Origin of the sequence: Micromonospora sp. WMMD1082, from assembly GCF_029626175.1 — a bacterium.
Classification (GTDB): domain Bacteria; phylum Actinomycetota; class Actinomycetes; order Mycobacteriales; family Micromonosporaceae; genus Micromonospora.
This window is the reverse complement of sequence record NZ_JARUBM010000002.1, coordinates 6,256,738-6,279,986: the sequence shown is the minus strand read 5'-3', so window position 1 is coordinate 6,279,986 and position 23,249 is coordinate 6,256,738. Positions and strand designations below refer to the sequence as shown.

Genomic DNA, 23,249 nt, shown 5'->3' with positions numbered 1-23,249 from the left:
CTCTCGCGGAAGGCAACTCCCATGGCAACACACCCTGCACCCGAGGTCTGGTTTCTCACCGGAAGCCAGGCGATGTACGGCGAGGACACGCTCCGGCAGGTGGCCGACCAGTCCCGTCAGATCGCCGCCGTGCTCGACGACTCGCCGCACATCCCCGCCCGGGTGGTCTGGAAGCCCGTCCTGACCACCAGCGCCGACATCCTGCGGGTCTGCCGGGATGCCGCGGCGCAGGGGGCGGTCGGGGTCATCGCCTGGATGCACACCTTCTCGCCGGCGAAGATGTGGATCTCCGGTCTGGACGCGCTGCGGACACCGCTGCTGCACCTGCACACCCAGGCCAACGTCCTGCTGCCATGGGACGAGATCGACATGGACTTCATGAACCTGAACCAGGCCGCGCACGGCGACCGGGAGTTCGGGTACGTCCAGACCCGGCTCGGGGTGGCCCGCAAGACGGTCGCCGGGCACGTCTCCGACCCGCGTGTGGTCGCCCGCGTCGGCGCCTGGACCCGGGCGGCGATCGGGTGGTCGGCGATGCGGTCGTTGCGCCTGGCGCGCTTCGGCGACAACATGCGTGACGTCGCGGTGACCGAGGGGGACAAGGTCGAGGCGGAGTTGCGCTTCGGGGTCTCGGTGAACACCTACGGGGTCAACGACCTGGTGCGGGTGGTCGACGAGGTGGCCGACGCGCAGATCGACGACCTGGTCAAGGAGTACGACGACACCTTCCGCGTCGCCGCCGCGCTGCGGCCCGGTGGCGAGCGGCACGACTCGCTGCGCTACGCCGCCCGGCTGGAGCTGGGCCTGCGTACGTTCCTGGACGCGGGCGGGTTCGGTGCGTTCACCACGAACTTCGAGGACCTCGGCGGGCTGCGCCAGCTGCCCGGCATCGCGGTGCAGCGGCTCATGGCCGACGGCTACGGCTTCGGCGGTGAGGGGGACTGGAAGACCTCGGTGCTGGTCCACACGCTCAAGGCGATGGCGGCCGGTGCCGAGGGCGGTACGTCGTTCATGGAGGACTACACCTACGACCTCACCCCGGGCGAGGAACTGGTGCTCGGCGCCCACATGCTCGAGGTGTGCCCCACGATCGCCGCCGACGTACCGAACGTGGAGATCCACCCGCTGAGCATCGGCGCCCGGGAGGACCCGGTCCGGCTGGTCTTCGACGCCGCACCGGGCCCGGCGGTGGTGCTCGGCCTGGCCGACATGGGCGAGCGGTTCCGGCTGGTGGCGAACGAGGTCGACGTGGTGTCCCCGCCGCAGCCGCTGCGGCGGCTGCCGGTGGCCCGGGCGGTCTGGCGGCCACGCCCGCACCTGGCCGGCTCGGCCGAGGCGTGGATCACCGCGGGCGCGCCGCACCACACGGTGCTGTCCCAGGCGGTGGGGGTGGAGGAGCTGCACGACCTGGCCGAGATGAGCCGTACGGAGCTGGTCGTCATCGACGCCGACACCGACCCCCGCCGGTTCGCCGACGAGCTGCGGTGGAACCAGGCGTACTACCGGCTCGCCCGCGGGTTCTGACCGGCGTCGACCCCCGCCGCCGTGACGGGTGTCGGCGGCCCGGCCGACACCCGTCACACGCGCCTGACCTGCCGTCGACCGGGGTCGGCGCTGACGTAGACTGTGCATGATCTAGCGCTCTCCACCCGGACGGCACGGGCCGGTGTGGGCGCCGCGAGAGGGGATCGTGTTCCAGGCCGCCCCGGCCGGCGTCGACGGGCCGCGGCGACCGACGGCATGCGGGGAGTGTGAGATGGCCGTACGCGATCCTGCGATGACGGACGTGGCCCGCCTCGCTGGTGTCTCCCACCAGACGGTGTCGCGGGTGCTCAACGGTCACCCGAACGTACGCGAGCAGACCCGGCTGCGGGTCCAGGCGGCCATCGCCGAGCTCGGCTACCGGCCGAACCGGGCGGCCCGCGCGCTGGTCACCGGCCGGTCGCAGGTGATCGGCGTGGTCGCCCAGAACACCACCCTCTACGGCCCGGCCTCGCTGCTCGCCGCGCTGGAGCAGACGGCCGCCGAGGCCGGCTTCGCGGTCAGCGTGGGCAGCGTGCGCAGCCTCGACCACCGATCGATCTCCGCGGTGGTCGAGCGGCACCTGGCCCACCGGGTGGCCGGCATCGTGGTGATCGCGCCGGTGGAGTCGGCCGGCGAGGCGCTGGAACGCCTGCCCAAGGACGTGCCGCTGGTCACCGTCGACGGTGACCCGCACCGGCCGATGCCGCTGGTCACGGTGGATCAGGCCGCTGGCGCCCGGGCCGCGACGCAGCACCTGCTCGACGCCGGCCACCGTACGGTCTGGCACGTCTCCGGGCCGTCCGACTGGTTCGACAGCGCGGGCCGCATCGAGGGCTGGCGGGCGGCGCTGCTCGCGGCCGGCGCGGAGGTCCCGCCGCTGGTGCCGGCGGACTGGTCCGCGGCGGCCGGCTACCGGTGCGGGCAGATGCTGGCCCGGATGACCGACGTCACCGCCGTCTTCACCGCCAACGATCACCTGGCTCTCGGCGTGCTGCGGGCACTGCACGAGCACGGCCTCCGGGTGCCGGACGACATCAGTGTGGTCGGCTTCGACGACGTGCCGGAGGCCGCCTACTTCATCCCGCCGCTGACCACCGTGCGGCCGGACTTCGGCGCGGTGGCCCGGGCGAGCCTGGAGATGCTGCTGGCCCAGATCGAGTCGGCCAGCGGTGGCGCGTTGCGCGCGACCATCGCGCCGTCGCTGGTCGCCCGCCGCAGCGTCGGCCCGCCACCCCGCCGCTGAGCGTCCGCGCAGCGGCGGGGCGGGAGCGGCCTAGACGAACCGCCAGCGGTGGTCGCTGGCGCCGCTGTCGTCCCAGATCACGATCTGGGCGCCCTGGCTCGACGAGGCGTCGGTGACGCCGAGGACCCGCCCGCCGTTGCCGTTCTGGATCCGGAAGTACCCGTTCGCGCCGTACCGCAGGCGCCAGCGGTGCATGGCAGAGCCGTTGTCCGCCCACTGCACCACCCGGGCGCCGTTGGCGCTGCTGCCGTTCTCCACCCCGAGCACCTTGCCGCTGTGGGAGTTGCGCAACCGCAGGTAGCCGCCGCTGTCCACGATCGCGGTCCAGAGGTGGTCGGCGGTGCCGGTGTCCCCCCACTGGATCACCGGACCGCCGTCGGCGGTGGACATGTCCCGCACGCCGAGCACGAGGCCGGTCGCCAGGTTCTGGATCCGGCGGGCGCCGTTGGGCACGAACCGCCACTGGTTGTCCGGTGTGCCGTTGTCCGGTTCCTGGACGACCCGGGCACCCCGCGCGGTGGAGCCGTTGAGGGTCGCCAGCAGCTTGCCGCTGTGCCCGTTGCGGATCTTGTGTGAGCCGTCGCCGACGTCGACGACCGTCCACCGGTGATCGGCCGTGCCGGTGTCCGACCATTGCAGGACCTGCGCGTTGTCGGCGGTGGACATGTCCCGGACACCGAGCACCTTGGCGCTGTTGGCGTTGCGCAACCGCACGGCGGTGCCGTCGACGACCAGCTGCCAGTCGTGGTCCGGCGTGCCGTTGTCGTCCCACTGCAACGCCGGGGCGCCATCGGCGGTGGACATGTTCTCGATGCCGAGCACCAGGCCACTGGCGGCGTTGACGAGCCGGAACGTGGCCTGGCCGCTGGCGCTCCAGTAGACGGTGTAGTTGTGCCCGTGCGCGTCGTAGAACGGGATCAGGTTGACCGGGGCGCCGTTGGCGGTGGCCGTGAAGGTGAGGGCGGTGCTGCTGGTCCGGCTGACCGAGGCGGTGGCCAGCGCGGGCAGCGCCGACAGCGTGGTGTTGCCGTAGTTACCGGAGAGCACCGCCGGGCCGTAGGTGAGCGCCACGACGGTCGGGTTGTCGTTGGCCGGCTCGACGACCACCCGCATCGGCAGCCGTACGGTCACCGTGTCGCCGGAGGTCCAGGAGCGGGTGAGAACGGCGTACGTGCCGGGCGCGGTGGCGATGTTCTGCGCGGCGCCGTTGACGCTGACCGTGGCGCCCTGCGCCCAGCCGGGGATGCGGATCCGCATCGTCCACGATCCGCCGACGCTGCCGCTGACGGTCAGGCTCGTGGTGTCGCTGGCGGGGTAGCTGGTGGTCTGTGTGACCGTGATCCCGCGCTGGGACCAGGTGAGCACCGACGGCATGAACAGGTTCACCGTCAGGGTGGTGCCGTTGTGGAAGTAGATCGAGTCCATCAGCGTGGTGTTGGCCTCCAGCCCGGTGCCCTGGCAGCACCAGAAGGAGTTGTAGTCGGTGCTCCAGGTGCCGCCGCCCCACGCCGGACCCACGCCGCGCCGCCCGCCGGGGTGCAACGGCGTGAAGTACGTGATGTGCCCGTGGTTGTCGGCCGGGTTCTGCGCACCGACGAGGTGGTTGAGCAGCGCACGCTCGTAGAAGTCGACGTACGCCGTCCGGTTCGGGTCGAGCTGCCACAACTCCCGGGTCAGCTTCAGCATGTTGTACGTGTTGCACGCCTCGCAGGTGTCGGCGCGCAGGTATCCGGCGATCGCGTTGGCGGCCCGGAAGTGTTCGGCCTGGCTGTTGCCGCCGATCGCGTAGGTGCGGGTGTTGACGGTCATGTTCCACGCGTTGCTGGCGATGTCGCGGTAGCGGGTGGTGCCGGTGGCCTTGAACTCCCGCGCCGCGCCGATCCACTTCGGGATCTGCGTGTTGGCGTGCAGGCCGTTGAGCTGGTCGGAGTTGGCGGCGAGGGGGTTGAACACGGCGGCGTGGTCGAACCGCTGGGCGGTGGTCAACCAGCGGGCGTCACCGGTCTGCTGGTACAGGTCCGCCAGGACGGCGTTCATGCCGCCGAACTCGGTGCCCAGCATGGCCTGCATCTGGCTCGCGGTCAGCCGGCCGGTGCGCCAGTCCACCCAGCCGGCGAGCGCGAGGAGAACGTCGCGGGCCTGGGTGTTGCCGATGTGGCGCCACACGTCGAGCAGGCCGGCCAGCGTCTTGTGGATGCAGTAGTACGGCACGTTGCCGTTGTTCAGGGTGCGTGCCTCCACCGCGGTGAACTCGGACTCGGGGAACCCGGAGAGATAGCCGGTGCTGAAGCCGGCGGTGGCGTTGTTCGCCTGGCACCGGGCCAACTCGGCCACCATGGCGTTGGCCTTGTCCCGGCACGTGGTGTCACCGAGCACCGACCAGGCGTGCGACCAGGCGCTCAGGAAGTGCCCCTGGGAGTGGGTGCGGAACGGGAACGTCGGCGCCTCCCAGCCGCCGGTCGCCGGGGCACCTCCGGTGGCGAGGCGATGGTTGGCGCGGAAGTTGTAGAGCAGCCGGTTGACGTCGACGAAGCGCAGGTAGTTCAGGGTGCGGTTCTGGTTGTCCAGCCAGCGGCTGGCGGTCAGCCGGACCTGACCCAGGTCGAAGGCGAACGCGGAAACGCCGATGTCGGGTCGGGCCGGGGGGAGCGCCGCGCCGGCGGAGCCGCCGACGAGGTGCGGACCGACGGCGGTGGCGACGACCGCCGCGCCGGCGGCCTGGAGTACGTGCCGGCGGTTGAGGGACGGGTGGGGCATCACGGCCTCCGTGGTGTCGCGTGCGGGAGCGCCACCGGGCTGGGTGTCTGGTGGTGGCCAGCGGGGCGGCGGGGACACGTGCGATTACCGTCCGCGCATAGGCGGGCGGTGCAAGGCGATCGATGTTATCGCTAACATAAGCAGTCGGGCGGCGGATGCGCAAGACGTCGTTTCTCCGCACCGCCAGACGCGGAAACGTGCGCCCGAACGGCCCGCGCGTGGCTTGACCCTCGACCCGGTCGAGGCCGGACAGTGGCCGCCGGACGACGGCCGGTGTCGGTCGACGGGCGGAGGGGGCTTCGTGGTGGTGGTGGCGACCGGTGACCGGACGGCGGTGCCGGGTGCGTACTGGGCGTGGCTGGGCGGCACCGCGCTGAGCCTGGTCGGCGTGCAGGCCATGGCGTTCGCGATGGCCTGGGTGGCGGCGGGGCACGGTGGGCGCTTCGCGGCGCTGGTGCTGACCGCCATCACGCTGCCCCGGATCCTGCTGTTGCTGGTCGGCGGGGCGGTGGCCGACCGGTACGGCGCCTGGCCCGTCATGCTGATCGCGGACGCGGCGATGGTCGTGGTCACCGTGACCCTGGCCGTCGCCGTCCGGTCGCCGGTCGATCCTCGGCTGCCGATGCTGCTCACCGCGTTGGCCATCGGGATCGTGGATGCCTTCTACCTGCCGAGTTCGGGCTCGATGCCGCGGCGGCTGGTGCCGCCGGGCGCGCTGGCCCGCGCGATGTCGGCCCGTCACCTCGCCGGGCAGCTGGCCGTGTTCGCCGGCCCGTCGCTGGGTGGTCTGGTCCTGGCGGTGGCCGGGCTCGCCGGGGTGGCCCTGGCCAACGCGGCGACCTTCCTGGTGATGCTGACGATCCTGCTGCTGCTCCGTCGACCCGGAGACCTGCTCCGTCCGCCCGAAGATCGTCGAGCGCCGCAGCCGGTGGGGCCAGCCGTGCTGGACGGGCTGCGCCTCGGCTGGCGGCACCACACGCTGCGGCCGGCGCTGCTGGTGACCGGTGTCGCCGCGGGCTTCCTGTTGCCGGTCTCCTCGTTGCTCGTACCGCTGCTGGCCCGGGAGCGGGCGTGGTCGCCGCAGGCCACCGGCGCGGTCGTCGCGGCGGTGGCACTGGGCACCGCCGCCGTCGCGGTGACCGTGGTGGTGCGCGGTGCGCTGTCCCGGCCGGGCGTGGTGGCCGCGGCGGGTCTGCTGGTGGCCGCGATCGGGGTGGCTCTGCTCGCGGCCGGCGACTCGGCGTGGTCGGTGCCGGTGGCCGGCGGCGTGCCGCTGGCGGCGGCCGGTGCCGGCGTGGTCGTCGGTGCCGGCTCCGGACTCTTCGCCACGCACGTCGGCCCGCTGATCCTGGCCGCCGCGCCGGTCACGCATCTGGCCCGGGTGCAGTCCGTGCTCGTGCTCGTGCAGAGCCTGCCGTTGCTGGCGACGACCAACCTGCTCGGCCTCCTCGCCGAGACCACACACCCCCCGGCCGTCCTCTACGCCTGCGCCGCCGTCCTCGCCACGACCGCCCTGACCACCCTCACCTCCGCCACCCTCCGCCACCCGCCCCCCTGACCAGCCCCGCGATCTTGCGCTTTCTGTCGTGACAAACGCCATATAAGGGGCGATCCGTCGACCGAAAGTGCAAGATCGCCGGAGATGGGGGTGGGTGTGGGATGGATATCTGACTAAAGTCAGGGGTTGTGGAGCGTGGACTTGTTGACGTGGTGCGGCGGTTCAATCGGACGGTGACGCAGCGGGTGGGTGCGCTGGACGACAGCTATCTCGCTCGGGACCGGCCGTTGGCGCAGTCGCGGTTGCTGTGGGAGATCGGGCCGGCGGGTGCGGAGGTCGCGGCCCTGCGGACCCGGCTGGATCTCGACGCCGGCTACCTCAGCCGGCTGCTGCGCACCCTGGAGGGGGACGGGCTCGTCGTGGTGGGGCCCGGCGAGGGCGACGGACGGGTACGCACCGCCCGGCTGACCGAGGCCGGTCGCGCCGAGTGGGATCTGCTGGACCGCAAGTCCGACGAGTTGGCCTGGTCGGTGCTGGCGCCGCTCACCGGCGGCCAGCGGGCCCGGCTCACCACCGCCATGGCCGAGGTCGAGCGCCTGCTCATGGCGTCACTGGTCACCATCGCGCCCGGCCAGCCCGGTGAGCCGCGCGCCCGGGCCTGCCTGCGGGCGTACGCGCGGGAACTCGCCGAGCGGTTCGACGCCGGCTTCGATCCGGCCGGCAGCGCGGTCGACGATCAGGAGCTCGTACCCCCGGCGGGTCTGTTCCTGGTCGCCTCCCTCGCGACCGAGGCGGTGGGCTGCGGCGCGCTGCGGCTGCCACCCGGCGAGCCGGCCGAGATCAAGCGCCTCTGGGTGTCGGCGTCGGTGCGCGGCCTCGGCGTCGGCCGGCGCCTGCTGGACGAGCTGGAGCGGTACGCGGTCGCGGCCGGCGCCGGCAGCGTACGCCTGGACACCAACGGCAGCCTCACCGAGGCGATGCGGCTCTACCGCAGCGCGGGCTACCAGGAGATCCCGCCGTACAACAGCAACCCGTACGCCCACCACTGGTTCGCCAAGTCGCTGAGCTGAGCCGTGAGGTCTTGTCGGCAAGGAATGAATGGTGATTCAATCCTTGCGTGGCCTACCGGAGCACCGAGCGGGTGAAGGCGCGACTGTCCGCCTCCCGGGAGCGGATCGTCGACGCCGCCCTCGGCATCCTGGCCGAGCACGGGTACGCCGGCTGCTCGGTCGCCGCCGTCGCCGAGCGGGCCGGCGTGGCCACCGGCAGCGTCTACCGGCACTTCCCCGCCAAGGCCGACCTCTTCGCCGAGGTGTTCCGCACCGCCAGCCAGCGCGAGGTCGACGCGGTCACCCGGGCCGCCGCGCGGCAGGCCGGCGCCGCCGCCCGGGTCCGCGCGGTCATCGAGACCTTCTCCGGCCGTGCCCTGCAGTCCCCGCGACTGGCGTACGCGCTGCTCGCCGAGCCGGTCGACCCGGCGGTCGAGGCGCAGCGGCTGGCCTTCCGGCGCGCCCACGCCACGCTCATCGCCGGCTACGTCGCCGACGGCGTGGCCAGCGGGGAGCTGCCGCCGCAGGACCCCGAGCTGACCTCCACCGCCGTGGTCGGCGCCCTGGCCGAGGCGATGGTGGGCCCGCTGGCCGCCGGCGTTGCCGGCCCGGACACCATCGGCGGGCTGACCACCTTCATCCACCGCGCGTTGGGAGTTTCGCCGTGACCACCACACACGAGGTGTTCAACCAGGTGCCGCCGTTGGCCGGCCACGACGTCGCGGACGATCCCGCCCTGCTCGACGGGCTGGTCCGCGAGGGCGCCGGCTGGGCCACGTCCGACCTGCACGCACTCGGCCGGCTGGCCGGCACCGAGCAGGCGGCGGAGCACGGCCGGCTGGCGAACGAACACCCGCCGGTGCTGCGTACCCACGACCGCTACGGTCACCGCGTCGACGAGGTCGAGTTCCACCCGTCCTGGCACGAGCTGATGCGGACCGCCGTGGAGCACGGCCTGCACGCCGCGCCCTGGGCCGACGAGCGGGCCGGTGCGCACGTGGCGCGGGCGGCGAAGTTCTACACCTGGCGCCCGGACGCCGGTCACGGCTGCCCGATCTCGATGACGTACGCGGCGGTGCCGGCGCTGCGGCACGCCCCCGAACTGGCCGCGCGCTACGAGCCGCTGCTCACCGCCCGGACGTACGACGTCGGGTTGCGCGTACCGCTGGCCAAGCGGGGGCTGCTGGCCGGCATGTCGATGACGGAGAAGCAGGGTGGCTCCGACGTGCGGGCCAACACCACCGTGGCGCGTCCCGGGCCGGACGGCGGCTACCGGCTCGTCGGGCACAAGTGGTTCACCTCCGCGCCGATGTGCGACGTCTTCCTCACGCTCGCCCAGGCGCCGGGCGGGCTCACCTGCTTCCTCGTCCCGCGCGTGCTTCCCGACGGCAGCCGCAACCCGATGCGGCTGATGCGGCTGAAGGACAAGCTCGGCAACCGGTCCAACGCCTCCAGCGAGGTCGAGTACGACGACGCGGTCGCCTGGCGGGTGGGCGACGAGGGTCGGGGCGTCCGCACCATCATCGACATGGTCAACCTGACCCGTCTCGACTGCGTGATCGGCGCGGCGGCCGGCATGCGCCAGGGGCTCATCACCGCCGTGCACCACGCCGCCCACCGCCGGGCCTTCGGCCGGTACCTGAGCGAGCAGCCGTTGATGCGCAACGTCCTGGCCGACCTGGCGGTGGAGTCCGAGGCGGCGACCGTGCTGATGATGCGGCTGGCCGGGGCGACCGACCGGTCCGCCCGGGGCGACGCGGGGGAGACCGCGTTCAAGCGGATCGCCCTCGCCGTCGGCAAGTACTGGGTCTGCAAGCGCTGGCCGGGGCACGCCGCCGAGGCGCTGGAGTGCCTGGGCGGCAACGGCTACGTCGAGGAGTCCGGCATGCCGCGACTGTTCCGCGAGTCGCCGCTGAACTCCATCTGGGAGGGCTCCGGCAACGTCGCCGCGCTGGACGTGTTGCGCGCGCTGGCCAGCCAGCCCGAGGTGATGGCGGCGTTCCGCGCCGAGCTGGGCGCCGCCGCGGGCGCGGACGCCCGGCTCGACGCCGCGGTACGCCAGGTCCAGGCCGCCCTGGCCGATCCGGCCGACCTGGAGGTACGCGCCCGTCGGCTGGTCGAGCAGTTGGCGCTGGTGCTCCAGGGCGCGCTCCTGGTGCGCCACGGTCACCCCGCCGTCGCCGACGCCTTCTGCGCCTCCCGGCTCGGTGGCGACCGGGGGCACGCGTACGGCACGTTGCCGGCCGGGGTCGACTTCGCCGCGATCATCGATCGGGCCACCCCGAAGGTGGGCTGACCGGTCCGACGCCGCCGGAGGTGACCGGGGCGGCGCCGGACGGGTGGTGTCAGCAGTAGAGGTTCGCTCCGGCGGGCACCCCGAGGATGCCCACGAACTGCTGGTACCGGGTGACCCGACTCTGCACCTGGCCGGGGTTGCCGCCGTTGCACTCGATCGAGCCGTTGATGCTGCGGATGGTCTGACCGAAACCGGCACCGTTGACCATCGCGCTGTGGGCGGTCATCGTGCCGGGGCCGTTCTGCGTCATCCAGTACCAGATCGCCGTCTTCCAGGCCACGGCGGCGTCGTTCTGCACCAACCAGGGGTTGGTCAGCAGCGGCAGCCCGAGGGCGTTGCCCGCCGCGTTGTAGTTGAAGTTCCAGCTCAGCTGGATCGGCCCGCGCCCGTAGTAGGCGGCCTGCCCGGCCGGGCAGCCGTACGACTGGCTGCTGTCGCAGTAGTGCGGGTAGTTCGCCGTGTTCTGCTCCACGATGTGCACCAGGCCGCCGGTCTCGTGGTACACGTTGGCCAGGAAGGCGGCGGCCTCCTGGCGCTGGACGGTGGCGCCGCCGGTCCGGGCGAACGCCGGGTAGGCGCCGAGCGCCGAGACCAGCCCCGAGTACGTGTAGAAGGAGTTGCGGCCCGGGAACATCTGGTGGAACTGGGCCTCGGTGACCACGAAGCCACCGGGGTTGGTGGGCGGCGGGGTGCTGCCGCCGCAGGCGCCGAGATCCTGCCAGACCCCCGAGGTGCCGGGTGGGGCCTCGTTCTGGGTCCACCACTTCGCCTGGTAGTTGCGGCCGTTGTGGGAGACCTGCATGCCTCCGGTGTAGACGGCCGAGGACTGCCACGGCGTGGCGCAGGTGGCGGCGGAGGCGGCGGTCGACGGGATGACCGCCAGCAGCGCGCCGGCGAGCGTCAGTGCCGCGAGCGCGGCCAGGGCGCGCAATCTCGACATGTGATCACTCCTTCCGATGGGGAGCGGACGTCGACGGCCGGATCGCACATCGACAGCCGTGATGGTAACACCTACTGTTCATAAACTTTACTAAACCGTGGGGTGGATGCCCGGGATGAACCGTTGAGTCGACCACGGGTGGTATGGGATTCTTGTTCGTCGATGCGTTGTCGCGCGCGTGAGTGACCGTCGCCCGATGGGCAACCGGGACCGTCACGGTCCCGGGGGACGACGGCAGACGACCGGAGTCGCCTCCGCGTCCGCTTGCCCCCGAGCCCGTCCGACGAGGGTTCGGGGGCAAGCGGATCTCCGCCGTGATCAACGAAGGAAGACCATGAGAACCTCGAACAGGTACGGTGTTCGACCCCTTGTCCCACCGCTGCTGCGGTCCCGACGCCGCGGCGCGGCACTCGCGGCCGGCCTGCTGCTCGCCACGGGTGCGCTGACCGGAGTCAACCCGCCGAGCGTCAGTGCGGCGGCGGCGCCGGTGACCGTGACGGTGAACGCCCGCGCCGGGCTGGCCACCATGCCCGACACCGCACTCGGCGTCAACCACGCCATCTGGGATTCGCGCCTGGGCACCACCGAGACGTCCGACCTGCTCCGCGAAGCCGGCGTCCAGATGCTGCGCTACCCCGGCGGCTCGTACGCCGACATCTACCACTGGGCGGACCACACGGCACCCGGTGGCTACGTCGCCCCGAACACCGACTTCGACACGTTCATGGCCGGGGTGCGGCGGACCGGTGCCCAGCCGATGATCATCGCCAACTACGGCACCGGCACGCCGCAGGAGGCGGCCGACTGGGTGCGGTACGCCAACGTGACGAAGGGCTACGGCGCCCGGTACTGGACGGTCGGCAACGAGAACTACGGCAACGGCCACTACGGGGCGGACTGGGAGGCCGACCACCACCCCGACAAGAGCCCGACCTACTACGCGAACCTGGTGGTCGAGTACGCCGACGCGATGAAGGCGGTCGACCCCACCATCAAGGTCGGCGCGGTACTGACCATGCCGGCGAACTGGCCGGACGGCCTGACCGCTGGCGACGACCCGGGTCCGTGGAACCAGACCGTGCTCTCCATCGCCGGGCCGAAGATCGACTTCGTCGACGTGCACTGGTACCCGGGCGGCAGCGCCGCCGAGTCGCTGCCCCGGACCAGCCACATCACCGACGCGGTCCACCTGCTGCGCCAGCAGATCACCCGGTACGCCGGGCCGAACGCCGCGCGCATCGGCATCAGCCTCACCGAGGTGAACGTCACCTCCTCGGGCATGACCAGCCAGCCGGCCGCGCTCTTCCTGGCCGACGCCTACAGCGGGCTGCTGGCCAGCGGCGTCTTCACCGTCCACTGGTGGAACGTGCGCAACGGCATCGGCACGGTGTCGACCGTCGCGGGCCAGACGGACTACAACGACTTCGGCATGCTCTCCAGCGGCACCTGCACCCCGGACGGCTCGGTCTGCGAGCCACCGGCGGACACGCCCTTCGCGTCGTACTACGGGATGTCCATGATGAGCCTCTTCGCCACCACCGGTGACCAGTTCATCCGCGCCGGCTCGGATCAGCCGCTGGTGGGCGCGCACGCGGTCCGGCGGGCCAACGGCGAGGTCGCGGTGCTGCTGGTGAACAAGGACCCGGACAACGCGTACCCGGTCACCATCGACTACGCCGGGTTCGCCCCGTCGACCGGTGCGCCGACGGTCCACACCCACACCAACGGCGCCACCGCCATCGCCACCAGCCGGACCGGCAGCGCGACCAGCCGGACGCTGCCGCCGTACTCGCTGACCACCCTGGTGGTGCGTCCGGCCGCCACCGCCACCGGCCAGCCCGGCGCGCCGGGCCAGCCCAGCGCCGGCGACATCACCGAGCGGGCCGCGACGATCTCCTGGCCGGCGGCCACCCGGGGCGCCAGCCCGATCGCCAAGTACGAGGTGTATCGGCAGCACGGCGCGGTCAGCGAGCAACTCGGCGAGACGGCGGGCACCACGCTCACCGTCGACAACCTCGAACCGGGCGGCAGGTACACGGTCAACGTGCTGGCCCGCGACACCGCGGGCCGGGTCTCCTGGGCCTCCCCGCCGCTCACCTTCACCACCGGCAGCCCGGCCACCAGCGCCTGCGGCGTCCGTTTCACCAACACGACGGACTGGGGCAACGGCTACGTGGCCAACGTCGACATCGTCAACAACGCCACGGCCCCGGTCGACGGCTGGACGCTGACGTGGACCTGGCCGACCACCTGGCAGCAGGTGAGCAGCGGCTGGAGCGCGAACTGGGAGCAGGTCGGCACCGCCGTGCGGGTCACCAACACCGACGACAACCGCCGGATACCCGCCGGGGGCAGCACGAGTGCCGGCTTCGTCGGGGAGTACGGCGGCCCGAACGTCCCGCCGACCGCCTTCCGGCTCAACGGGACGCTCTGCACCATCCTGTGAGGCCAGCCAGGGCCCGCGTGGGCCGCGGTCAGGGATTGACCGCGGCCGCGCGGGCCGCAGGACGGTCCGGTTGCGGGACGTTGACGCCCCTGACGAGCAGCCAGAGCATCATCGAAACCTCGGCGACCGCGGGCGGGGTGACGGCGTAGGGGCTCAGCGCCGCGCCCAGCTCGGGGGCGGCGAACCGGGCGAACGTGTCGACGAGGTAGCCGAGGCAGCCGACCACGAGCAGGACCCCGATCACCCGCGGGATCATGCCGGACCGGTAGACGAGGTAGCCCATCGGGAGCAGCCACAGGCCGAAGAAGACCTGCGTCATGAGGTATCCGGAGTGGTGCAGGTCGAGCATGAGCAGTACCAGCGCGTCGGATCCCGGCCCGGCAAACGCGCCGGTGTAGGCGGCGTCGCTGACCAGTAGCGCCTGGTACTGGTGCGCCAGGTTGAGGGTCATCATGGCGGCGGCGATCCCCAGGAGGGCCACCATCGCCCGGGCCGCGTTGGCGTGTACGTGTTTGAGCAGCAGGTACAGGGCCATCGCCGTGAACAGACCGGTCGGGACGGCGACCAGGTCGGCCACGACACTGGCGCGGACCAGGCCGGCGTGGGCCGCGACGTTGGCCGCCGTGGTGGCGGCGTCGCCGGGCCGGTACACCGTGACGCGCACGATCTCGGCGAAGGCGCCACAGACGCCCATGATGAGGTAGAGCAGTCCGGCGATACGGGCCAGGCGTCGAGGGGTGGGCATGGGGCTCCTCCTTGGGGATGTGGGCGTGACGGGCCGGGCCCGCGAGACGATCTCCTCGCGCGCCGGTTGCGGTGGTGGGGTGGCTAGTCCGTGGAGTCCGGGTACGCGAAGACGTCGTCGAGCGGCACGTCGAAGACCCGGGCGATCTGGAAGGCCATCTCCAGCGACGGCGAGTATCGACCTTTCTCGATGGCGGCGATGGTCTGCCGGGTCGCGCCGACGCGGTCGGCCAGCTCCGCCTGCGTCATCTCCCCGTGCGCGAACCGCAGCGCCCGGATCGAGTTCGTGACCTTCGTGGGCTTGACCATGGCTAGATTCCTCGGCGGTACGAAACGATCTTCACGATCGACGAGGCGAGCGCGGCCAGCACGAACGCCAGGTACAGCGTGTTGGCGATCCAGAAGTGGGCGACCCCCGCCATGGTCAGGGCGAGCGGGACGATCGCGGCGATGCTCATGACGTAGAACCCGACGTACTCGCCCAGCCGGTGGATCTGCCGGTCGCGCTCGTCCGTCCGGTCGGCCTCCCTCGGCGAGACGACGGCGGCGGCGATGCTGGCGACGATGCCCAGGGCGATCCCGGCGCCGATGGCGGTGAGCATCGGCCGCACGTAGGCGATCTGCGCGACGTCCGCGCCCGGCACCTGCGACAGGACGGTGACGAAGTAGACCGCGGAGACGCCGACGGCGACCACGGCGTAGATCCAGGCGCGCTTCTCCTCAGCGGACATGTCCAGCTCCCATGTATAGAAAACCTAACATCACCAAGGTAAAGCGGCACTGACATGATGTCAAGAATTCTTACCACGCCCCTCCTCGATGGCCGGCGGACCCACCTCCGGCCCGCTCATGATCCGCACAACTTCAGGGATGCTGCTGCCTCGGCAGCGCCGGAGGCAGCAACATCAGGGAAACTGCGCGGATCTTGCCGGGGGCGGAACGCGGGGCATGCTTCGACGATCCGTCGAAGCGTTCGGACCCGGGCGGTCGTGTGGCTACCGTCCGGGCCATGCAGACCTTGGAGATCAAGCAGCTCAACCCGGCGACCCTGCCGGACCCCGGCCCGACGTACACCCACGGCACGGTCGTCTCCGGTGCCCGCCGGATGGTCTTCGTCAGCGGCCAGGTGCCGTGGGCGGAGCACGGCGTCGTACCGGCGGACTTCGACGCACAGTGCCGCCTCACCTGGCGCAACCTGCTCGCGGTGCTGGCCGAGGCGGGCATGGGCATCCACCACCTCGCCAAGGTGACGATCTATCTCGCCGACCGCAGCCACCGGGCGGCCAGCGGGCGGATCCGGCAGGAGGTCCTGGGCGACCACGCCCCCGCGCTCACCATCATCATCGCCGACATCTACGCCGAGGAGTGGCTGCTCGAGATCGAGGCGATCGCGGTCGACTGACTACGCGACGTTCGCGTCCAGTAGCTGCCAGCCCAGCGGCGTCAGCTCGTGCCGGGCCCGGCGGGCCGATCGTACGGTGCTGACCAGCCCGGCGCGGCGCAGCCTCGCCAGGTGCGCCGACGCGGTCGACGGCGCCACGCCCAGCACCCCGGCGACCTCGCCGGTGCCGAGGCCGGGCCGGTCGGCCAACGCCCGCAGCACCGTCGCGCGCGGCACACCGACCGGCCCGGCCAGCCGCCCGTCCGGTCCCGCGAAGCGGGCACCGTCGCGCCAGAACTCGGTCGCGGTACGGGCCGGGTAGAACAACATCGGCTGCTGCCGGTCGTTGAGCTGCCGATGCACCCCGTCGGTGAGGAACATGCTGGGCACGAGGACCAGCCCCCGTCCGCGCAACGGGTAGTCCTCGGCCGGCGGCCCGACGAACTCCAGGTACGGGTACTCCCAGCGGACGAGGCGCGGGCACAGCGTGCTGAGCATGGTCGCCACGCCGTGCCGCGCGGCCAGCCGGGCCCGGTACGACACGTCGGCCGCCAGCTGTGCCTGCAACCTCGGCCAGTCGGGCGCGAGTACGGCTCGGTGCAGCGCCGCGAACGAGCGGGCGAGGGCTCGCCGGCTCCGGTCCGGATGCTGAATCAGGTCGTCGACCACCGGCGGGGCGGTGCGCAGCGCCGTGGCGAACTGGACGGTGTCCGGCCCGACCGGGGCGGCCGGATCGCCGAGCGCGGCGGCAAGTTCGTCCTCGAAGGACTGCGGCTGCGACGCCGGCTGCGGGGTGAGGAAATCCGGCAGGCGGACGGGGTGCGCGCCGCAGAGTGCCAGCGCCGGTATCGCGGCTGCCGGAAGCAGCGGCCGGACGGCGTGCCGCCACCCGGCCAGACCGGCGGGCGGCTGACGCAGGCCCAAACCGCGGGCCGCCTTCAACGTCTCCTGGAAGGGCATGATCGCGAAGCGGATCAGGCCGAGGTCCACACCGGAGAAGACCAGACGCGGCACCCGGTCACGATAGCCGCGCGGACCCTCGGTCGAGAACTCGACGGCCCTGCGTGCCCCACCCACCTGCCATCCTGCCCGGTGGCCGGCCGGCGGTGGTCTCAGGCCGGTGTGGCCGGGACCGTGAAGAAGCGGACGGTGCCGCTCGTGTCCAGGGTGTACGCCCGCCCGCCACCGGGGTGGAAGAGCACGTTGACGAGCTGGTACTGCGACTGGCCGAGCGGTTCGCCGATCGCCTTGCCCTTCGCCACGTCCCAGAGGCGCGCGGTTCCGTCCCAGCCGACGCTAACCAGCAGCGAGCCATCCGGGCTGAAGGCCAGGCCCGAGACGACGCCCTGGTGGCCGGTCAGCGTCAGCTTCTGCTTTCGCGTACCGAGGTTCCACAGCCGGACCGCGCCGTCGCCGCCGCCGGTGGCGAGGGTCTTGCCGTCGGGGCGGAACGCGGCGGAGTAGCCGGGGAACGCGTCGGTGGGTGGCTCCGGCCGCATCTCGGCGGTCTGCTCGCGGGACGACAGCCGCCACGTGCGGACCGCGTAGTTCGCCCCGACGCCGGCAAGAGTGGTGCCCTGCTTGTTGATGACGAGCGGAGACGAGTTGAACAGGCCGCCGAACCGCGCCACTCGCTTGCGGGAAGCCAGGTCCCACAGGTGGATCCGGCCATCCGACGTCTCTTTCGTGGAGACCGCCAGGCTGCGGCCGTCGGAACTGAAGGCCAACTCGGCCGCGTCCGAATCGGCGAGCCGCGCGACGATCTTCCGGCTCGGTACGTCCCAGAGAATGATCTCATCTGCACTGGTGCTCGCCAGGGTGGTGCTGTCCTTGTTGAACGCGAGCGAACCGATCGGGCTCAGGCCGAACTTCGACGGGTTGGTCAGGCACGGCAGCTCCTTGTCGTCGACAAGGTCGTACAGGCAGACGCGGGTCTTGAGGTCGTTGGTGGCGAGCAGTCGGCCGTTCGGGCTTATCGCGAAGCCCGACGCGTTGTTGCTGACCGTCCAGAGCACCCCGCTGGACGGTTCCTGCGCAGGCGTGCTGCTCCCTGTGGTGTTCGGCGTGCTGGGATCTCGGGGTTTGTCCGGCTGAGTGAAGACGTAGGTGAGGGCGATCGCCAGCACGGCGAGAGCCAGCAGGGCCCAGCGCCCGCGCCGCCAGGCCGGAGGTGCGGCCGCGGATCGCACCGTTCGCGCGGGCGGCCCGGGAATCGCCGGGGCCGGCCGGAGAACTGCTCGGGTTGCTCGGAAGGTCTCCCGGGCCGGGGCGGGGACGATCGGAGCCGGCCGCTTCCCGTTGAGCGCGAGAACGAAACCCGGCCCGCCGTCCACGCTGAGCCGGGTCGGACGTGGACGCCCCTGCCTGACCAGCCGATCGCGCAGGCTCGGGAAGATGTCGTCGAGGGTCAGGACGTCGCCTCGCCCCGGCACACCCTCCTCGATCACCTCGACCAGCGCGCGGGTGAAGTGGGTCAGAGCGCCGCGCCCCGACTCGTAGGTCGCCGAGGTGTACGCCTCGCTGGCGGTGAGCGTGTACGCCCCGGCTACCCGGGTGATGTCCTCCCGGATCGCGGCCTCGTCGACCGCCGACTGCCGGTTCACCGTAGCGATGCCGGAGAAGCAGCAGTCCAGCACGAGCACCTTCACCCGGGCCTCGCTGACCGAGAGCATGTCCCGGAGCGTCGACAGCAGGAAGCCGGTCGCGCCCCGCTTCGTACGCTCGTTGCTCGTCTCCACGAGCCCCATCGACAGATCGTCGTTGTACGCCACCTGGCCGTGCCCGATGTAGCAGAAGAGCAGCACGTCGGTGACCGGCTCGATGAGGTCGATCAGCCGCGGTTCGAGTTCGGCTCGGTTGCGGGGATCCCGGATGACGACGACCCGGTCCGCCGGCCAGCCGCACAGCGGCCCGGTGAGCAGGTCGCTCAGCCGACCGATGCTGTTCACCGCCGCCGAGAAGGTGGGCAGACCTCGGGTGTACGACGATGTGCCGACCAGGATCGCGAGTGACCGCCGGTGGTCCGGCCAGTCAGGAGTCACGCAGGAACTCCTCGAGCAGCGGCAGGATCTCGTCGGCGTTGGTCGCGTCCAGGTCGAACTCACGGTCGCCGATCTTGACGTGCAGCTTGACGATCGATCGCCGGGACTCCAGCCAGCTTCGCAGCACCTGCACGACGACCAGACCGGCACCGCCGGCACCGAAGACGACGGTCACCAGGTCGGCGGCGCCCTGCCGGCCTGCCGGCGGGGCGCCGGCGGTGAAGTCGACCGTCAACCCCGAGGTGCCGTGTAGCCAGGTGTAGAGCGAGTCGATCTCGCCGGGCGAGTCGTCGGCGGAGAGAGTGATGCGCTTACCGGATGGCATGGTGGCACTCCCGTTCACTGATTCCGCCACTGCGGCGATGAATGGTAGGCACTGCCGCCGATCTCGACTATCAGATCAAGGACATCGGGCCGGTGATGCTGTCGGCCACCGGGTCGGATTTACTGGCGCGGACCGTCACGCCAGTGGCCACGTCAACGGCGGTGCGCGCGGAGGGCGCGCGTCCGGGAGAGGAGTCGGTGAGCACATGGACTTCGGGCTGTCCGACGAGGAACGGGCCATCCGCGACACGGCCCGCGACTTCGTCACCAGAGAGGTCATGCCGCTGGAGCAGGAGCTGCTGCGCCGGGAACGGGCCCACCGGCTCGGCCTGGAGCGCTCCGAGCTGCGCGAGTTGCAGCTCAAGGCGCGTACCTTCGGCTTCTGGGGACTGGCCACGCCGCAGGAGTACGGCGGCATGGACCTCCCCGCCGTACTCCAGTCGCTGATCTGGACGGAGATCGGCCGCACGTACGTGCCGTTCGTTTCGGCGGCGAGGCGGACAACATCCTCTTCCACGCCACCGAGGAGCAGCGGCGGGAGTTCCTGCTGCCCACGATCGAGGGTGAGCGGATCTCCTGCTTCGCCATCACCGAGCCGGGCGCCGGCTCGGACGCGGCCAACATCCGGCTCCGCGCCCGCCGGGACGGCGACGACTGGATCCTCAACGGTGAGAAGACCTTCATCACCGGCGGCAACGACGCCGACTTCGCCATCGTCATCGCGGTCACCGACCCCGAGCGGGGTGCCCGCGACGGCGGGGCGACCGCGTTCCTGGTGGACCGGGCGATGGGCTGGCGGTCGGAGTTCATCCCCACCATGGGCGAGGGCGGGCCGGCGTCGCTGATCTTCGACGACGTACGCGTGCCGCACCGCAACATCCTCGGTGAGGTCGGTCAGGGCTTCCACCTCGGCATGCAGTGGATCGGCAAGGGCCGTTACGTCATCCCCTCGCACGCCCTCGGCATCGCCGAACGGGCGCTGCGAATGGCGATCGAGTACGCCAACACCCGGGAGACGTTCGGCGCGACGATCGGCACCAACCAGGCCATCCAGTGGATGATCGCCGATTCGGAGACCGAGTTGGAGGCGGCCCGCTGGCTCGTCCTGCGTGCCGCCTGGACGGTCGATGCGGGTCTGGACCCGCGGCACGCCTCCTCGATGGCGAAGCTCTACGGTGCGGGTATGGTCAACCGGGTGGTGGACCGGGTGCTCCAGATCCACGGCGGCATGGGCTACACCCGCGAGCTGCCGATCGAGCGCTGGTACCGGCAGGTGCGCCTCTACCGGATCTTCGAGGGCACCGACGAGATGCAGCGGCTGATCATCTCCCGCGACCTGCTGCGCGGCTACACGAAACTGGGCGGGCACCTGGCATGACGAACCCCGCCCACGACGCGAATGGAGCCGTCGCATGGCCGGCGTGACGCTGCGTCCGATGCGGACCGATGACGCCGACCGGGTGCTGGCGATCTACCAGGCCGGGCTGGACGGCGGGGACGCCAGCTTCGAGACCGTCGCGCCGTCCTGGGCCGACTTCGACGCCGGCCGGCTGCCGGCGCACCGGCTGGTGGCGGTGGCCGGCAGCGGGGCGCTGCTCGGCTGGATCGCGGTGTCGCCGACCTCGTCCCGCGCGGTCTACGCCGGAGTCGTGGAGCACTCCGTCTACGTCGACCCGGAGGCCCGGGGGCGTGGGGTGGCCCGGCTGCTGCTCGACGCCCTGATCGACTCGACCGACGCGGCGGGCATCTGGACGATCCAGTCCGGCGTGTTTCCCGAGAACGTCGCCAGTCTCGCCCTGCACCGACGGGCCGGCTTCCGGGTCGTCGGCACCCGCGAGCGGGTGGGCCGCCAGCACGGCCGCTGGCGCGACGTCGTCCTGCTGGAGCGGCGCAGCCCGGTCGTCGACTGAGCAGTTGTCAGCAGGGGCCCCTCCCGTACCGCAGGTCGAGGAGGGGCCCCTGCTCACCTTCCTACGGGTAACGCTTGAGGTAGACGGGTACGCCGACGCGGTCCATGTCGGCCGCCTCGCCCACGCCGTTGACCACGTGGTCGATGGTGCCGGCGCTGAGGTTCACCGTCATGATGTGGTGCAGCCGGATGCCCGGCCGCACCGGCACCTCGAAGCCGTTCTCGGTGCGGATCGACGGGTTGTTCTGGTTGAACACGTACACCCCGCCGCCGTACAGGGTGTGGTGGCGGACCCGGTCACCGACCTTGTAACCGGCCCAGCCGTTGACCTTGCCGTTCATCCAGTCGGCCTGCGTCGGCGGGTCGTACGGCAGCTCGTTCTGGTAGAGAATCGTGGTGCCGTGCTCGCCGTTCCACACCGTGTTGTACCGCTGGAAGTGCTCGACGAACAGGCCGGTGGCGGTGACGTGGTCGCCGTTGATGATCGCGCCGTAGCGTCCGGTGTTGGTGCGCCAGCGGTCGGTGTCGCCGTTGACGCCCTCGGTGAAGCCCTCGACGCCGTGGTCACCCCGCCACACCCAGGTGTGGTCGATCAGGACGTGGTCGCTGTTGACCTCCAGCGCGGTGTCCGTCTTGCCGATGTGCGGCCCGCCGATCCGGAAGTAGACGTCGGAGAGCGTCGTCGGGTTGTTCGGTGTGCTGTGGTGGCGGCCCTTCTTCTGCCCCACCCGCAGCAGGACCGGCGACTCCTTGAGCCCGGCGTCGATGGTGACCCCGGCGATCACCACGCCGGGTACGCCGGCGACGTCGAGCGGCACCGCGCCGTTCACTGCGGTCAGGGTGGCGTGCCCGAGGCCGAGCACGACCGTGTCGGGCCGGCGGATCTCGATGCTGCGCGCCACGTCGTACACCCCGGGGGTGAGCAGCAGGTGCTTGCCGCGGGCGAGTTCGGCGTTGATGACCCGCACCGGGTCGGACGGCTTCGCGACGAAGAACTTGTCGATCGGGATGGTCCGCCCCGGCGTCAGGCCGTTGGCCCAGGTGATGCCCCGGGTGTCCCGGCGGGCGGCGGGCACCCGGACCTGGTACTTGCTCTTGGCGTCGACGAACAGGTACGGCTTCTCCCGGCTGAGCGGGGTCCGGTCGAGGGTGGTGTACGGCGGGTCGGGGAAGTCGGCGTCGTCGGGTGCGCCGACCACCCCGGCGAAGACCTGGTTCCACACGCCGTTGGACCAGCTCTCGATCTCGCTGTTGCGGGTCAGCCACTGCTGCTGGGAGCCGTTGGTGGTGGCCGGCAGCCGGGAGTCGGCGATGAAGCCGCCGCTGGCGTACTGCGGCCCGTTGGTGCAGTAGTCCATCAGCGACAGCCCGCCGCCGCTGATGTCGAGCCGGCGCATCGAGACCGCCTGGGACACCGCCCAGAAGTTGGCCGAGGCGCGGCAGTCGTCCTGGCCGGCGGCGTTGATCGACAGTGACAGGTTGTTCAGCGTGCGCCAGAAGTTGACCAGCGCGATGCAGTTGGCGGTGCCGCCCTCGGTGAGGCAGCGGTTGTACGCCTCGATCTTGCCGTTGATGACCACGTCGGTGGGGGAGGCACCCAGCCCGGAGATCTCGGTGTAGTAGCCGACCTTGATCTGCAGCGGCTGCTCGGCGGTGCCGTAGCTGCCCGGCCGGAACAGGTAGGCGTGCCGGGTGGTGCCCATCTCGTTGTCGACCTGCGCGGCGTGTGCCGCGTCGAGGGTCGCCTGGATCTGGCTGACCGGCATGCTCGGGTCGAAGATGGTGACGTTGGGCCCGAGGTGGGGCGTGGCCGGTCGGGGCGGGCCCGCGCTGACCGGGGTGTTGGTGGTGACGGCGGCGGTGGTCAGCACGAGGCCGAAGGCCAGTGCCCGACCGAGTCGCCGGCGATGTGGTGGGGTCGGCATACGTTCGTCCTTCCCGTCGGGCGGTCGGAGCTACCGCCCGACGACATGGTGGACCACGGCATGTGAGAGCGCTCTCTTGCCGAGCTGGACTTGTATCACGGTGTGAAGAAACGGGTTGACATGTTTCTACCCCGTAACGCCGCCGCGCGCCATGGTCTCCCCTCGGCGATCA

The 23,249-nt window shown here is 71.5% G+C and carries 19 protein-coding genes and 1 pseudogene; 10 read left to right on the top strand and 10 right to left on the bottom strand.

Annotated elements, in window-relative coordinates; translation table 11 throughout:
- Positions 1 to 21: 21 nt before the first annotated feature.
- Together araA and O7615_RS29040 are read left to right on the top strand one after the other, a co-directional pair.
- Positions 22 to 1,524, top strand: coding sequence for an L-arabinose isomerase (gene araA, locus O7615_RS29045; RefSeq protein ID WP_278180964.1), 1,503 nt, complete (start codon positions 22 to 24; stop codon positions 1,522 to 1,524).
- A 253-nt stretch (positions 1,525 to 1,777) separates the two neighbouring features.
- The gene (locus O7615_RS29040; RefSeq protein ID WP_278182277.1) at positions 1,778 to 2,767 is read left to right on the top strand and encodes a LacI family DNA-binding transcriptional regulator; all 990 of its coding nucleotides are present in this window, start codon (positions 1,778 to 1,780) and stop codon (positions 2,765 to 2,767) included.
- Positions 2,768 to 2,797: 30 nt separating this feature from the next.
- Here O7615_RS29040 and O7615_RS29035 read toward each other — a convergent pair whose 3' ends face one another.
- A complete protein-coding gene (locus tag O7615_RS29035; protein WP_278180963.1) occupies positions 2,798 to 5,524 on the bottom strand; it encodes a beta-L-arabinofuranosidase domain-containing protein in 2,727 nt (908 codons plus the stop codon).
- Positions 5,525 to 5,825: 301 nt separating this feature from the next.
- On the opposite strand from O7615_RS29035, the gene O7615_RS29030 reads away from it, so the two are divergent.
- The 4 genes from O7615_RS29030 to O7615_RS29015 all read left to right on the top strand — a co-directional run bounded on the left by O7615_RS29030 (position 5,826) and on the right by O7615_RS29015 (position 10,367).
- A complete protein-coding gene (locus O7615_RS29030; RefSeq protein WP_278180962.1) occupies positions 5,826 to 7,082 on the top strand; it encodes an MFS transporter in 1,257 nt (418 codons plus the stop codon).
- A 173-nt stretch (positions 7,083 to 7,255) separates the two neighbouring features.
- Entirely contained in the window at positions 7,256 to 8,092 is an 837-nt protein-coding gene (locus O7615_RS29025; RefSeq protein WP_278180960.1) for a bifunctional helix-turn-helix transcriptional regulator/GNAT family N-acetyltransferase, read from the top strand.
- A gap of 47 nt (positions 8,093 to 8,139) precedes the next feature.
- Entirely contained in the window at positions 8,140 to 8,739 is a 600-nt protein-coding gene (locus O7615_RS29020) for a TetR/AcrR family transcriptional regulator (protein ID WP_278180959.1), read from the top strand.
- Positions 8,736 to 10,367 (top strand): isovaleryl-CoA dehydrogenase, encoded by a 1,632-nt coding sequence (locus O7615_RS29015; RefSeq protein WP_278180958.1) that lies wholly within the window; start codon positions 8,736 to 8,738, stop codon positions 10,365 to 10,367. Before O7615_RS29020 ends, O7615_RS29015 begins: the two co-directional genes overlap by 4 nt.
- Before the next feature lie 49 nt (positions 10,368 to 10,416).
- Here O7615_RS29015 and O7615_RS29010 read toward each other — a convergent pair whose 3' ends face one another.
- Positions 10,417 to 11,307 (bottom strand): glycoside hydrolase family 19 protein, encoded by an 891-nt coding sequence (locus tag O7615_RS29010; protein WP_278180957.1) that lies wholly within the window; start codon positions 11,305 to 11,307, stop codon positions 10,417 to 10,419.
- Between the two features lie 334 nt (positions 11,308 to 11,641).
- Here O7615_RS29010 and O7615_RS29005 point away from each other — a divergent pair, with 334 nt between their 5' ends.
- Complete coding sequence (locus O7615_RS29005; protein ID WP_278180956.1) at positions 11,642 to 13,753, top strand: cellulose binding domain-containing protein; 2,112 nt, start codon at positions 11,642 to 11,644, stop codon at positions 13,751 to 13,753.
- Positions 13,754 to 13,781: 28 nt separating this feature from the next.
- Here O7615_RS29005 and O7615_RS29000 read toward each other — a convergent pair whose 3' ends face one another.
- The 3 genes from O7615_RS29000 to O7615_RS28990 all read right to left on the bottom strand — a co-directional run bounded on the left by O7615_RS29000 (position 13,782) and on the right by O7615_RS28990 (position 15,228).
- Entirely contained in the window at positions 13,782 to 14,498 is a 717-nt protein-coding gene (locus tag O7615_RS29000; RefSeq protein WP_278180955.1) for a DUF4386 domain-containing protein, read from the bottom strand.
- An 83-nt stretch (positions 14,499 to 14,581) separates the two neighbouring features.
- Complete coding sequence (locus O7615_RS28995; RefSeq protein WP_278182276.1) at positions 14,582 to 14,746, bottom strand: helix-turn-helix transcriptional regulator; 165 nt, start codon at positions 14,744 to 14,746, stop codon at positions 14,582 to 14,584.
- 62 nt (positions 14,747 to 14,808) lie between these two features.
- Positions 14,809 to 15,228 carry a hypothetical protein gene (locus O7615_RS28990; RefSeq protein WP_278180954.1) on the bottom strand — a complete coding sequence of 140 codons (420 nt, stop codon included), beginning with the start codon at positions 15,226 to 15,228 and terminating at the stop codon, positions 14,809 to 14,811.
- Between the two features lie 278 nt (positions 15,229 to 15,506).
- Between O7615_RS28990 and O7615_RS28985 the strand changes: the two genes are divergently transcribed.
- Positions 15,507 to 15,899 (top strand): RidA family protein, encoded by a 393-nt coding sequence (locus O7615_RS28985; RefSeq protein ID WP_278180953.1) that lies wholly within the window; start codon positions 15,507 to 15,509, stop codon positions 15,897 to 15,899.
- Here O7615_RS28985 and O7615_RS28980 read toward each other — a convergent pair whose 3' ends face one another.
- From O7615_RS28980 to O7615_RS28965, 4 genes are all read right to left on the bottom strand, one after another.
- Positions 15,900 to 16,892: a DUF5937 family protein gene (locus O7615_RS28980; RefSeq protein ID WP_278180951.1), complete on the bottom strand. Its 993-nt coding sequence runs from the start codon at positions 16,890 to 16,892 to the stop codon at positions 15,900 to 15,902.
- A gap of 98 nt (positions 16,893 to 16,990) precedes the next feature.
- Positions 16,991 to 18,919: a caspase family protein gene (locus O7615_RS28975; RefSeq protein WP_278180950.1), complete on the bottom strand. Its 1,929-nt coding sequence runs from the start codon at positions 18,917 to 18,919 to the stop codon at positions 16,991 to 16,993.
- Entirely contained in the window at positions 18,909 to 19,244 is a 336-nt protein-coding gene (locus O7615_RS28970; RefSeq protein WP_278180949.1) for a hypothetical protein, read from the bottom strand. Before O7615_RS28970 ends, O7615_RS28975 begins: the two co-directional genes overlap by 11 nt.
- Before the next feature lie 70 nt (positions 19,245 to 19,314).
- Complete coding sequence (locus O7615_RS28965) at positions 19,315 to 19,563, bottom strand: hypothetical protein (protein ID WP_278182342.1); 249 nt, start codon at positions 19,561 to 19,563, stop codon at positions 19,315 to 19,317.
- On the opposite strand from O7615_RS28965, the pseudogene O7615_RS34355 reads away from it, so the two are divergent.
- A pseudogene (locus O7615_RS34355) lies at positions 19,450 to 20,621 on the top strand (acyl-CoA dehydrogenase family protein). The gene O7615_RS28965 and the pseudogene O7615_RS34355 sit on opposite strands and share 114 nt — an antisense overlap.
- Before the next feature lie 34 nt (positions 20,622 to 20,655).
- Positions 20,656 to 21,153, top strand: coding sequence for a GNAT family N-acetyltransferase (locus O7615_RS28945; protein ID WP_278180947.1), 498 nt, complete (start codon positions 20,656 to 20,658; stop codon positions 21,151 to 21,153).
- A gap of 61 nt (positions 21,154 to 21,214) precedes the next feature.
- On the opposite strand, the gene O7615_RS28940 is transcribed toward O7615_RS28945, so the two are convergent.
- On the bottom strand, positions 21,215 to 23,077 hold the full coding sequence (locus O7615_RS28940; protein WP_278180946.1) for an adenylyl cyclase: 1,863 nt from the start codon (positions 23,075 to 23,077) through the stop codon (positions 21,215 to 21,217).
- Positions 23,078 to 23,249: the final 172 nt, after the last annotated feature.

Coding starts and splice junctions, on each gene's coding strand:
- O7615_RS29005 (WP_278180956.1), top strand. CDS start 11,642: ATGAGAACCTCGAACAGGTACGGTGTTCGACCCCTTGTCCCACCGCTG.
- O7615_RS28970 (WP_278180949.1), bottom strand. CDS start 19,244: ATGCCATCCGGTAAGCGCATCACTCTCTCCGCCGACGACTCGCCCGGC.
- O7615_RS28990 (WP_278180954.1), bottom strand. CDS start 15,228: ATGTCCGCTGAGGAGAAGCGCGCCTGGATCTACGCCGTGGTCGCCGTC.
- O7615_RS29000 (WP_278180955.1), bottom strand. CDS start 14,498: ATGCCCACCCCTCGACGCCTGGCCCGTATCGCCGGACTGCTCTACCTC.
- araA (WP_278180964.1), top strand. CDS start 22: ATGGCAACACACCCTGCACCCGAGGTCTGGTTTCTCACCGGAAGCCAG.
- O7615_RS28940 (WP_278180946.1), bottom strand. CDS start 23,077: ATGCCGACCCCACCACATCGCCGGCGACTCGGTCGGGCACTGGCCTTC.
- O7615_RS28995 (WP_278182276.1), bottom strand. CDS start 14,746: ATGACGCAGGCGGAGCTGGCCGACCGCGTCGGCGCGACCCGGCAGACC.
- O7615_RS28985 (WP_278180953.1), top strand. CDS start 15,507: ATGCAGACCTTGGAGATCAAGCAGCTCAACCCGGCGACCCTGCCGGAC.
- O7615_RS28945 (WP_278180947.1), top strand. CDS start 20,656: ATGGCCGGCGTGACGCTGCGTCCGATGCGGACCGATGACGCCGACCGG.
- O7615_RS29040 (WP_278182277.1), top strand. CDS start 1,778: ATGACGGACGTGGCCCGCCTCGCTGGTGTCTCCCACCAGACGGTGTCG.
- O7615_RS29035 (WP_278180963.1), bottom strand. CDS start 5,524: ATGCCCCACCCGTCCCTCAACCGCCGGCACGTACTCCAGGCCGCCGGC.
- O7615_RS29010 (WP_278180957.1), bottom strand. CDS start 11,307: ATGTCGAGATTGCGCGCCCTGGCCGCGCTCGCGGCACTGACGCTCGCC.